Origin of the sequence: uncultured Flavobacterium sp. (assembly GCF_963925415.1) — a bacterium.
Lineage (GTDB): Bacteria > Bacteroidota > Bacteroidia > Flavobacteriales > Flavobacteriaceae > Flavobacterium.
On the sequence record NZ_CAWUTS010000029.1, the window covers coordinates 1 to 12,504 of the forward strand.

The following is a 12,504-nucleotide window of genomic DNA, read 5'->3' on the forward strand; positions in this document are numbered from 1 at the left end:
GATTTACAGGATTTTTAATAGCAATTACATAGTATGTTTTCTATTAATATTAGCAATTATGGTACAAAACCCTAAAGGTGGGGGTTTATCTTCTTCTTTTGGCGGTACACAACAAATAGGTGGTGTTCAAAAAACAACAGACTTTTTAGACAAAAGTACTTGGTATTTAGGGATAGCACTAATCGTTTTAATATTCTTATCGACACTTAGCTTTGACAATGGTGGTGTTAACGGTTCAAAAATTATAGATGAAAGCGAAATTAACATTCCTTCAGCTACAGTACCTTCAACCAATACTGCTGCACCAACAACTGCAAATGACTCAACTAAATAATTTTTAGTCAAAAATAAATAAAATGCCAGCCTGTCAGTGCTGGCATTTTTTATTGGAAAATCTGTCATAAAAAATGTATTGGCATAATTTCTGAAAATAAGAAATCAACACTTAATAAAAATAATAAAAATAATAAAAATAAAACTATGTCACTAAATATTAAACCGCTTTTAGACCGAGTAGTTATTGAGCCAATGGCTGCAGAAACTACTACTGCTTCAGGATTAATCATACCTGATACAGCTAAAGAAAAACCACAAAAAGGAACTGTTGTAGCCGTTGGAAATGGTAAAAAAGATTACACCATGACGGTCAATGTAGGTGATACTGTATTGTATGGTAAATATGCTGGAACAGAGATAAAATATGAAGGTATAGATTACCTGATTATGAAAGAAGAAGAAATTTATGCAATTATTTAATTACATTTAAAAACAAAAAAAATGGCAAAAGATATAAAATTTGATATTGAAGCACGTGATGGATTAAAAAGAGGTGTTGATGCATTAGCAAATGCTGTAAAAGTAACTCTTGGCCCTAAAGGTAGAAATGTTATCATCAGCAAATCATTTGGAGGTCCATCTGTAACTAAAGATGGTGTAACTGTTGCAAAAGAAATTGAACTAGCAGACCCTTTAGAAAACATGGGTGCTCAAATGGTAAAAGAAGTTGCCTCAAAAACAAACGACTTAGCTGGAGACGGAACAACAACAGCAACTGTGTTAGCACAAGCAATTGTTAAAGAAGGTCTTAAAAACGTGGCTGCAGGTGCAAACCCAATGGATTTAAAGAGAGGAATTGATAAAGCTGTTGAAGCAATTGTTGCAGATTTAACAAAACAATCACAAACTGTAGGTAATTCATCAGAAAAAATAAAACAAATTGCATCTATTTCTGCTAATAATGATGATACTATTGGCGAATTAATAGCCGTAGCATTTAACAAAGTTGGTAAAGAAGGTGTAATCACCGTTGAAGAAGCAAAAGGAACTGAAACGTATGTTGATGTTGTCGAAGGTATGCAATTTGACCGAGGCTATTTATCTCCTTATTTTGTAACAGATGCTGATAAAATGATTGCTGAATTAAATAATCCTTACGTTTTATTATTCGATAAAAAAATATCAAATCTACAAGAAATATTACCCATTCTTGAACCTGTTGCTCAATCTGGAAAACCTTTATTAATTATTGCAGAAGATGTTGACGGACAAGCATTAGCAACATTAGTAGTAAACAAATTAAGAGGTGGTTTAAAAATTGCAGCAGTTAAAGCTCCAGGCTTTGGTGACCGAAGAAAAGCAATGCTAGAAGATATTGCAATTTTAACAGGAGGAACCGTTATTGCTGAAGAAAGTGGCTATTCATTAGAAAATGCAACTTTAGACATGCTAGGAACGGCAGAAAACATAACCATAGATAAAGACAATACTACAATTGTAAACGGCGCTGGTTCTGCAGAAAACATTAAGTCAAGAGTTAACCAAATAAAAGCTCAAGTTGAAACTTCTACATCTGACTATGACAAAGAAAAATTGCAAGAACGTTTAGCTAAATTAGCAGGCGGTGTAGCTGTTTTATATGTAGGTGCAGCATCTGAAGTAGAAATGAAAGAGAAAAAAGATCGTGTTGATGATGCATTGCACGCAACTAGAGCTGCTGTTGAAGAAGGAATAGTTGCTGGAGGTGGTGTAGCGCTTGTACGAGCAAAAGCAGCATTATCAAGTTTAAAACCTGAAAACGCTGATGAGGCAACAGGGATTCAAATTGTAAATAAAGCAATTGAATCACCTTTAAGAACAATTGTAGAAAATGCAGGAGGAGAAGGTTCTGTAGTAATTGCAAAAGTTTTAGAAGGTAAAGGTGATTTTGGATTTAATGCTAAAACAGGTGAATATGTTCAAATGCTTAAAGCAGGAATTATTGATCCTAAAAAAGTAACACGTGTAGCACTAGAAAATGCTGCCTCAGTTGCAGGTATGATTTTAACTACAGAGTGTGCTTTAATTGACATCAAAGAAAAAGACGAAGCCGGACAAAACCAAGGTGGTATGCCTGGAATGATGTAAAACGGCACAAAATTTACGTTAAAAAAATCTTGATGGTATTCATCAAGATTTTTTTAATTTAAAAGTATAGGACTCTAATTTATTTTAAAAATAGAGCTAAGTTCAATATAAAATAGCATAAGGTATATGCCATATCTAGTAAAACAAACAAAGAGTTTTAATTAATTTAAATCCTTATTTTTTGACATATTTAATAGGCTTATTAACCGTTTGCATACTGTGTTTTTTTCTATACAATTTAATTATAGAGCCTCTTTATATTTTCTTTTTTAGAAAACCTATTTATGTACATTTTTATCCAATACCTAAAAAGGCCACAAAAACACAAATACAAATTCTACAAAACGAATTTGAATTTTATAAAAAACTTTCTCCACGATTAAAAAAATATTTTGAACATAGAGTCGCTGTCTTTATAAAATCTTTTCCTTTTTATGGAAAAGACGGATTAATAGTAACAGAACAAATGAAAGTTTTAATTGCATCGACAGCGGTAATGCTCACCTTTGGAATGCGTAACTTTGTTTTTACTATAATTGATAAAATCATCATTTATCCTGATATATATTATTCAAAGCTAAATAATACATACCACAAAGGCGAATTTAATCCCAGAATGAAAGCTATAGCATTTTCTTGGAAACATTTTTTAGATGGCTATGAAATTAATACTGATAATCTCAATTTAGGCTTACATGAATTTTCGCATGTTTTACACTATCAAGGCTTAAAAAACTCAGGGACTTCTGCTTCTATTTTTGCTATAAATTATAGCGAAATTATGATACAAGTTAAACAACCCGCAAACTTAAAAAGATTAATAGATTCTGATTACTTTAGAGTTTATGCATTTACAAATGAATTTGAATTTATTGCTGTTATTTTAGAACATTTTTTTGAAACGCCAGCACAATTCAAACAGCAATTTCCTGAATTGTATGAAAAAGTAAGATCTATGATTAATTTTTCAAAATAAATTTAATGATATATCAATTGCCCCTGATATAAAACTTGTACATCAATAACAGGAGGATTGTTAAATAAAATTACATTTCCGGTACTGTAAATAGTTCCCGTAATTTGTTGCTGTGGATTTACACTAATATCATTGCTGCTTCTTTGAAAAATAAATACGTTTTGAGCGATAAGGTTTGATCCGTCAAAACGTTCATTACCATTATAAAAAGCGACCGTTAAATTGTTCACATTACCTTCTATTTTATAAAAACCAGCTCTGTTATCTTCTACAACTAAACTAGTGCAATTTACCTGCAAATGAAATTCTCCAGAAGCGGTATCATCAAACAAACCAGATTGCAAATTAAGATGACTAAAATTCAATATATTTTCTGAATAGATGTTAAATTGCGAAGAAGAATAAAGCGAAACCAATTGATCGATAGACAAATAAATTTTTACAGGTTCATAACTTTGAAATAATTGAGTAGCAGTGCTAGCGTCAATAAAAAGTTGGTTTTTAAGCACTAAAAAAGTTACTTTATCAATCACATTTGTTCCTGCAACAATTTCCACTTTTGTTTCAGCTTCATCTCTAATATGCAATTCTATGCCTTCGGAAATGTTGATTTTATCAAAAAAAGGAACTGTGATTTTTTTAGAAATAAGTTCACCCGACAAATCCAAAAACTGATTTTCATCGCAACTTATTAATAAAAAAAAACTAAATAATAAAATTGTTTTTCTCATAACTTTAGGCCTATTCCAAATTCTAATGCTTCTGCTTTTGCTGCATGCGTTTTTAATGAAACACTGCTAAAAAAAAAATTATTCCAATGGTATTTTCCTGAAATACGCTGATAAAAAGGCCCTAAATAATCAAAAGGTTCATATACATAATAGCCAACTTGAGCTTCAAATGAAAGTTTATTTATAAGCAGTTCATAACCTATAAAAAGTCCTATCCTTTTAAAATCAGTATTCTCTTTTATGTTTTCATTTGGATAAGCGACTGCCTTATATTTGATGTATTCTTTTAAATAATACATCGCAAACAAATCAATACCTAATTGAATTTTGCTCTTTTTACTGTATTGTTTATCTGCAAAAAAACACAATTCATAAAAAGGTCTTTGGCCACTTCCAATTACATCACCCTCATTAATACCTGTTCTAAAAGCTATGTTGTATGAAATAAGGTACTTGATCTTTAACGAGTCAATTGACGTTAATTTATAGGCTTTAGAGTCATCTGTAATAGCATAATTTAAGCCCAACTGAAAAGTGAAGGCATTGGTACTCGTATTGGGTGATTTTATGCTTCCATTAGAGTGATGAAAAAAAGACATACCTGTTTGAAAACCTATATTACCAATGACTTTTTCTTTTCTGTAATTTAATAAAAAATAGGCAGAGGGCATTAATTTTGTGCTATATGCAACATTTCTAAAATTATTGATATCATCAAAAGGATTGGTGCTGTAAGCAATTCCTTGGGCTGCTCGAAAAACCAAATTTCGTTTAAAGAAGTAAAAATTGTAATGAGCATATGCACCATATAAATCTCCTAAGATTGGGTTTTTATTTGATTGAAATTGCATTGAAAAACCATAATCTGGAAAGTTAAAATTAGATTGCCATTCTTTTTCTCCAAAAGTTTTTTTATTAAAACTCAGCAAAATTCCCTCAGGATGCTTAAGTATCAAATGTTTTATAGCAGAACTGTGAGGCAATATTTTTCCATAAAAATAATCTGCATCAAGCGTATATTGAGCATTTGCAACAGAAAAAATAAATAAAAAAAATATAATTTGCTTCATATATATGGCAAATATAATTGATTTATTAAAGCAAATGGTTTTGCATTTATGTGTGGTTCTCTTTTCTGAGGTTTATTACAACTTTTTTTATTGCAAATAAAGAATCTGTACTCTCAATAAAGTGCTAAATATATTGTATTGATTGTTAAAAAATTTCTTGTGCTATTGCTTTTATATTCGCTGCTTTTCCCATGGAATAATAATGTAAAACCGGAATTCCTGCCTCAATCAATTCTTTGCTTTGTTGTGTACACCATTCAATTCCTATTTGTGTTACAGCATCATTGTCCTTTGCTTTAACTACTGCCATAATTAAATCATCGGGTAGTTCAATACTAAATCGATGCGGAATCAAATTCAGTTGTTTTTTTGTTGCAATAGGCTTCAATCCTGGAATAATAGGTACGGTAATTCCTGATTTTCTGCATTTTTCTACAAAATCAAAGAATTTTTTATTGTCAAAAAACATTTGAGTAATTATATAGTCGGCCCCGTTTTTTATTTTTTGTTTCAAAAAATGAATGTCGCTGTCTAAACTAGGAGCTTCCATATGCTTTTCGGGATAAGCACCAACACCTATACAAAAATTAGTACTGGTAGAGTTTTGCAGATCTTGATCTAAATAAATTCCCTTATTTAGGTTTGATATTTGGGTTACCAATTGGCTTGCAAATTGATTGCCATCTTTCTCGGGTTTAAAATATATTTCACTTTTAACAGCATCACCTCGAAGTGCAACTACATTATCTATTCCAAGGAAATCTAAATCAATCAACAAATTTTCTGTATCCTCTTTATTAAATCCACCACATAAAATATGAGGAATAGCATCAACATCGTATTTGTTTTGAATAGCAGCACAAATTCCAACAGTACCAGGTCGTTTTTTTACAATTTTTTTTTCCAATAGACCATTCGGTAATTCTTTAAATTCATATTCTTCCCGATGATAGGTTACATCTATAAATGGAGGGTTAAATTCCATCAACGGATCTATACTATCAAAAATAGATTGAATATTTTGTCCTTTTAGTGGCGGTAATATTTCAAATGAGAACAAAGATTTTCCTTCGGCTTTTTCTATATGTTTAGTTACTTTCATATTTTGATTGCAGGTTTTTAGCCTTAATTTTTAATGGATTGTTATTAGTCTGCTATATTAGGTGCAAGCCATTTTGTTGCTATTTCAGTAGAAATACCTCTTCTTTTGGCATAATCAATTACCTGGTCTTCTTTTATTTTTCCGAGTCCAAAATACGTACTCGCTGAATTTGCAAAATAATATCCTGAAACAGAAGAAGCGGGCCACATAGCCATGTTTTCGGTAAGGGTAACTCCTATGTTTTCTGCTACGCTAAGTAACTTCCATATGGTAGGTTTTTCTAAATGGTCTGGACAGGCAGGATAACCTGGCGCTGGTCGAATGCCTTGATATTGTTCTTTAATTAGCTCTAAATTATTTAACCGTTCGTCTGTAGCGTATCCCCAAATTTCTTTTCGCACTTTTAAATGTAAATATTCTGCAAAAGCCTCAGCCAATCGGTCTGCTAATGCTTTTGTCATAATAGAATTATAATCGTCTAATTGTTTTTCGTATTCTTTAGCTTTTTCTTCTACACCAAAGCCAGTAGTCACGCAAAAACAGCCCATGTAATCTTGAACTTTTGAGTCTTTTGGCGCAATAAAATCGGCTAAAGCTATATTGGGAACTCCAGCTTTTTTTTGAGACTGTTGTCTTAAGGTTAAAAAAGATACTGGTTGATTATTAGTCTGTATCAACTCTATGTCATCATCATTAATTTGATTTGCTGGAAAAATACCTACAATCCCTTTGGCAGTAAACCATTTTTCATCAACTAGTATAGCTAACATACGTAAAGCATCGCTATATAAATTAGTTGCTTCAGACCCTACAACCTCGTCTGTAAGAATTTTTGGAAACTTTCCAAACAATTGCCAAGATTGAAAAAACGGAGTCCAATCAATAAAAGGGATTAATTCAGACAATTCGACATCGATCGTTTTAACTCCTATAAAATTTGGCTTTGTTGGTTGATAGTGTTTCCAATCAATCTGTAATTTATTTTTTCGAGCACGCTCAATGGTCAAAAAATTTTTATCGCGACTTCTACTTAAATACCCTTCTCTAAGTGTGTCATATTCTTTCTTAATATCATGTGCATAAGCATCTTTACTTTCTTTTTTTAGCAAATTACTGGCAACAGTTACAGCTCTGGAAGCATCATTTACATGAACAACAGTTGCCTTATATTCGGGTGATATTTTTACAGCAGTATGAGCTCGAGATGTGGTTGCTCCACCAATCATTATTGGAATTTTAATATTTAACTTATCCATCTCTTTGGTTAAGTATACCATTTCGTCCAATGAAGGTGTAATTAATCCGCTTAGCCCAATAATGTCAACATTTTCTCGTATTGCTACTTCAATAATTTTTTCTGGCGGAACCATAACTCCTAAATCAATTATTTCGAAATTATTACATCCTAGTACAACTGCAACAATATTTTTACCAATATCGTGAACGTCCCCTTTTACAGTAGCCATTAGTATCTTACCGTTACTCGACGAAATGGCATCTCCTTTTTGCGCTTCTATATAGGGTAAAAGGTATGCCACCGCTTTTTTCATCACTCGGGCAGATTTTACAACTTGGGGCAAAAACATTTTTCCACTTCCAAATAAATCTCCTACAACATTCATTCCTTCCATTAAATTTACTTCTATAACTTCAATTGCTTTTTTGGATTTTTGTCGGGCCTCTTCAACATCTAATTCTATAAATTCATCGATTCCTTTTACTAAAGAGTGTATTAATCGATCTTCAACAGGCCCATTTCTCCATTCTTGTATAGCCTTTTCGTTTACTTTATAATCACCTTTATAACTTTCTGCTAAATCTAGTAAACGCTCTGTTGCATCGTCCTTTCTGTTTAATAGTACATCTTCTACATGTTCCAGTAATATTGGGTCAATTTGATTGTAGATTTCTAACATTTCTGGGTTTACTATTCCCATAGTCATTCCGTTTTTAATTGCATGATATAAGAAAGCCGAATGCATTGCTTCTCGCACTTTATCATTTCCTCTAAATGAAAAAGACACATTACTTATACCACCTGAAACATTTACATAAGGAAGGTTTTGACGAATCCATTTAGTCGCTCTAAAAAAATCAAGCGCATTTAGTTTATGCTCGTCCATGCCCGTTGCTACGGGAAAAATATTGGGATCAAAAATAATGTCTTCGGCAGAAAATTTAACTTTATCAACTAAAATATCATAACTTCTTTTACAAATTTCTATTCTTCTTTCGTAATTATCTGCTTGACCATTTTCATCAAAAGCCATTACAACAACTGCAGCTCCATATTTTTTAATTAGTTTGGCATGTTGGATGAAAATTTTTTCCCCTTCTTTAAGAGAAATAGAATTCACAATTCCTTTTCCTTGAACAACTTTTAGCCCTGCCTCTATGATTTCCCATTTAGAACTGTCTATCATGACAGGAACTCGTGCAATATCGGGTTCAGCAGCAATTAAGTTTAAAAACTTTGTCATGGCATATACACCGTCTAGCATTCCCTCATCCATATTGACATCAATGATTTGGGCCCCACCTTCTACTTGTTCTCGTGCTATAGAAAGGGCTGCATTGTAATTTTCTTCTTTAATAAGACGAAGAAATTTACGTGACCCTGTAACATTGGTGCGTTCACCAACGTTAACAAAGTTTGTTTCTGGCGTTATAATTAAGGGTTCAAGACCTGATAATTTTAAATATTTTGTTTCTAACATATTGTGTTTTTTTGTAACAAAGACTCATATAAGCAATGCTTATAATAAAGGTTTTTACTAATTTAATAGGTTACTTTTTCTATATTTCTTGGCTTAAATTGAGTAGCTACCTCAGCAATAAGCTTAATATGTTCGGGAGTCGTTCCACAACATCCACCAATTATATTTACCAAATTATCTTCTAAATATTCTTTGATTAAGGCTTGCATTTCTTGAGGCGTTTGATCGTATTGACCAAAAGCGTTTGGCAGACCCGCATTTGGATGAGCTGAAATATTTAATTGTGTATTTAGAGCTAATCTTTTTAAGTAAGGTTTCAGTTGATCAGCACCAAGTGCGCAATTAAAACCGATGCTTAATAATGGGATATGTGAAATTGAAATCAAAAATGCTTCCACAGTTTGACCTGAAAGTGTTCGTCCAGAAGCGTCTGTAATAGTACCTGACACCATAACAGGAATGTCAATATTGCGTTCTTCTTTGACTTCTACTATGGCAAAAAGTGCTGCTTTTGCATTTAAAGTATCAAAAATAGTTTCTACCAACAACACATCACAACCGCCATCAATTAAAGCTTCAACTTGTTGCTTGTAGGCAATTTTCAAATCATCAAAAGATACAGCTCTAAATCCAGGATCATTTACATCTGGACTCATACTAGCCGTTCTGTTTGTTGGCCCTATTGAACCTGCTACAAATCTGGGTCTATCATTAAATTCATCAGCTACTTGGCGAGCAATTTTTGCAGATTCAAAGTTTAATTCGTAAACAAAATCTTCTAAATGATAATCGGCCATTCCGATTGTTGTTCCCGAAAAAGTATTGGTTTCGACAATATCAGCACCCGATTGAAAATACAAACGGTGGACTTGTTTAACGGCTTCAGGTTGTGTGATGGATAATAAATCATTATTGCCCTTTAAAGGATGCGGAAAATCTTTAAATCGTTCACCACGAAAATCATGTTCCGAAAAGTTATAGCGCTGTAACATGGTACCCATTGCTCCATCGAGTACAAGGATTCTTTCTTTTATTGCTTCTTGAATTAATGACATTATTTTATATGTTAATCATGTCATCAAGAAATTCGAAAGAGTTTCGTTGAGTTATCTTTTTCTAAAGCCTGAACAAGTTCAGATTTAAGAAGAGAATGTAGCACCTTCTACAAGAGTAGGGTTGCTAAGCTTTCATCGAGTCTAATCTCTCCAGCTTTCGTGATAACAATCATTATTTTTAAGAACCTTACAAAGGTATAATTTATTTTTAGATTATGAAATATTTTCTAAATTTAGATTAAAATTTTATTAATTATAGAATTAAAATCTAAAATTTATATAATTAGTAGAATTTATGAAACCAATTACTTAAATTAATGAAAAATATTATCTATAAAAAGACAGGTTGTTTATTTTTTATTTTATCTGTAATTTTTAATATATCTATTAAAATTCCTCGAGCTGTAACTTGTTTACCTGCGCCTGCTCCTTGAATAACTATTGGTATTTCACCATATGATTTTGCATAAATTTCTATTAAGTTATCTGCTCCTTTTAACTGCCCTAAAGCTGTGCTTTTTGGAACAGAAACTAATTTTACTTCTAGTTTTTTAGCTTCAACATCAAATTCACCAACATAACGAAGCACATGATTTTTATTTTGAGTAATTTTTGCAATTTCAAAAGGCTTATCAAATAATAATTTATTTATTGCATATTCGCTTTTTGAATGTGTTTCATTTAAATTAGGCAACAATAAAGAAGTTACTTGAACATCAGAAAACTCAAAAACTTGATCTAATTCTCTCGCTAAAATTAATAATTTTCTAGCTACATCAGATCCAGAGAGATCTTCTCGAGAATCAGGTTCAGTATAACCTCTATTTTCAGCTTCAATCAACACTTCTGAAAAGCTTATTTGTTCCTCTGAAAACCTATTAAAAATATAACTCAACGAACCTGAAAAAACGCCTCTAATTTTGGTGATTTTTTCGCCAGAAAGATGTAAATCACTTATGGTTTGAACAACTGGTAAACTTGCGCCTACATTAGTTTCATACATAAAAGTCTTATCGTATTTTTTAAACGTTTTTCTTAAATCTTTATAAAAAACATAGTCTAATGTATTCGCTTTTTTATTTGCCGCTACAATATGAAAACCATTTTCTACTAATGGAATATAACTAGCAACAAAATCTGAACTTGTTGAAGCATCAATAGCTATTAAATTTTCCAATTGGTGCAATTTAACATACTCAATAATATCTTCAAGTTTATATGGAATTGCTGAATTAGCAAAATCATCTTTCCAATCAATACTTAAACCGTCTTTTTCAAAAAGAGCTAAGGTTGAATTTGTTACAATTGGGAAGTTTAATTCTATGTTTTGTTTTTCAAGAGAAAATTTTTTATTTGCTAAAACTTGCTCTATCAAAACACTACCAACATTTCCTATTCCGAAAAGCACTATATTTATTTTAAGCGTTGACATATTTGTTTTGTTTTTGTTTATTAAAAATGGGTGTTAAAATAGTATTTAACTGTTCAAACTCAATTAAAAAAGCATCATGACCGTGAATAGATTTGATTTCATGGTAAAAAATATTATTTTTAATTTCTTTTAATTGTTCGTAAGTATCTATATTTTCCTTTGCTATAAAAAATAAGTCAGTATCTACAGATACGATATGAATTGAAGCCGTTATTTTACTAATAGTTTCCACAGCATCTTTAGAATCTTTGGCTATATCTATTGTTTTTAGCAAATGATTCATCAACTTATAAGATGAAAGGTGAAACCTGTTTTTTAATTTTTCACCGTGATTGATTAACCATTTTTCAATTTGAAACACATTTGAATCAATTTTTTTTTCTCTTTTAAATTTATCCTTTAGTGATTCTGGAGTTCTGTATAAAAGCATAGCATGAATTCGAGCGTTTTCAATCGGGTTTTCTGAACAGCTTAATAATCTATCCTGTACTAAAACATTTGCTATTACCGAGTCAGTTGCTTTCCAATCGGTTGCAATTGGAATTAAATTTTGAATTTTATTTGGTTCTAAATTTGCCATTTCCCAAGCTATGCCACCACCAAGACTTCCTCCAATTAAAGCGAAAATTTCATATATATGAAGATGAAAAAGGCCTTTCCAAAAAAACAATGAGATATCTTTTGCTGTAAAATCTTGATAATTATTTATTAAATTCTCAGGATCTTCATCAAAACCATTTCCTGGAATATTAAAAGCAATAAGTGTGTAATAATTGGTGTCAATTGTTTTGTTTTTACCAATTAAATCATTCCACCAACCATTTTTACCCGTTACATTAGAATTTCCTGTTAAAGCATGATTTACTACAACTACTGGAGCAGAACCTATTTCTTGACCAAATACTTGATAGTATAAAGAAATCTGTTTTATAAATGTTCCGTTTTCTAGAGTAGAGTCAAAAAGGTTTATTTTTTCTAACATTATATTTAATTTATATTTTCTTTTAAAGTTTATTTT

At 31.4% G+C, this 12,504-nt stretch carries 11 protein-coding genes and 1 riboswitch; of the genes, 4 read left to right on the forward strand and 7 right to left on the reverse strand.

Going from position 1 to position 12,504, the window contains the following annotated elements:
- The first annotated feature begins 1 nt into the window (after position 1).
- The 4 genes from secG to AABM47_RS02075 all read left to right on the forward strand — a co-directional run bounded on the left by secG (position 2) and on the right by AABM47_RS02075 (position 3,379).
- Positions 2 to 334, forward strand: a complete 333-nt coding sequence (gene secG / locus AABM47_RS02060) for a preprotein translocase subunit SecG (RefSeq protein WP_338409262.1) — start codon at positions 2 to 4, stop codon at positions 332 to 334.
- 146 nt (positions 335 to 480) lie between these two features.
- A complete protein-coding gene (locus tag AABM47_RS02065; protein WP_338409263.1) occupies positions 481 to 756 on the forward strand; it encodes a co-chaperone GroES in 276 nt (91 codons plus the stop codon).
- A gap of 21 nt (positions 757 to 777) precedes the next feature.
- Positions 778 to 2,403, forward strand: coding sequence for a chaperonin GroEL (gene groL, locus AABM47_RS02070; RefSeq protein WP_338409264.1), 1,626 nt, complete (start codon positions 778 to 780; stop codon positions 2,401 to 2,403).
- 181 nt (positions 2,404 to 2,584) lie between these two features.
- The gene (locus AABM47_RS02075; RefSeq protein ID WP_338409265.1) at positions 2,585 to 3,379 is read left to right on the forward strand and encodes a zinc-dependent peptidase; all 795 of its coding nucleotides are present in this window, start codon (positions 2,585 to 2,587) and stop codon (positions 3,377 to 3,379) included.
- Between the two features lie 2 nt (positions 3,380 to 3,381).
- On the opposite strand, the gene AABM47_RS02080 is transcribed toward AABM47_RS02075, so the two are convergent.
- The 7 genes from AABM47_RS02080 to AABM47_RS02110 all read right to left on the reverse strand — a co-directional run.
- Positions 3,382 to 4,110: a head GIN domain-containing protein gene (locus AABM47_RS02080; RefSeq protein WP_338409266.1), complete on the reverse strand. Its 729-nt coding sequence runs from the start codon at positions 4,108 to 4,110 to the stop codon at positions 3,382 to 3,384.
- On the reverse strand, positions 4,107 to 5,180 hold the full coding sequence (locus AABM47_RS02085; RefSeq protein ID WP_338409267.1) for an acyloxyacyl hydrolase: 1,074 nt from the start codon (positions 5,178 to 5,180) through the stop codon (positions 4,107 to 4,109). Before AABM47_RS02085 ends, AABM47_RS02080 begins: the two co-directional genes overlap by 4 nt.
- 145 nt (positions 5,181 to 5,325) lie before the next feature.
- Positions 5,326 to 6,282 carry a methylenetetrahydrofolate reductase [NAD(P)H] gene (gene metF, locus AABM47_RS02090; protein ID WP_338409268.1) on the reverse strand — a complete coding sequence of 319 codons (957 nt, stop codon included), beginning with the start codon at positions 6,280 to 6,282 and terminating at the stop codon, positions 5,326 to 5,328.
- A 44-nt stretch (positions 6,283 to 6,326) separates the two neighbouring features.
- The gene (metH, locus tag AABM47_RS02095; RefSeq protein WP_338409269.1) at positions 6,327 to 8,999 is read right to left on the reverse strand and encodes a methionine synthase; all 2,673 of its coding nucleotides are present in this window, start codon (positions 8,997 to 8,999) and stop codon (positions 6,327 to 6,329) included.
- Positions 9,000 to 9,061: 62 nt separating this feature from the next.
- Positions 9,062 to 10,054, reverse strand: a complete 993-nt coding sequence (locus tag AABM47_RS02100; protein ID WP_338409270.1) for a homocysteine S-methyltransferase family protein — start codon at positions 10,052 to 10,054, stop codon at positions 9,062 to 9,064.
- 48 nt (positions 10,055 to 10,102) lie between these two features.
- A riboswitch (SAM riboswitch) is annotated at positions 10,103 to 10,223 on the reverse strand.
- Positions 10,224 to 10,385: 162 nt separating this feature from the next.
- Positions 10,386 to 11,486 (reverse strand): aspartate kinase, encoded by a 1,101-nt coding sequence (locus AABM47_RS02105; RefSeq protein WP_338409271.1) that lies wholly within the window; start codon positions 11,484 to 11,486, stop codon positions 10,386 to 10,388.
- A partial coding sequence (locus AABM47_RS02110) for an alpha/beta fold hydrolase (RefSeq protein WP_338409272.1) occupies positions 11,473 to 12,504 on the reverse strand: 1,032 nt, incomplete at its 5' end. The genes AABM47_RS02110 and AABM47_RS02105, both read right to left, overlap by 14 nt.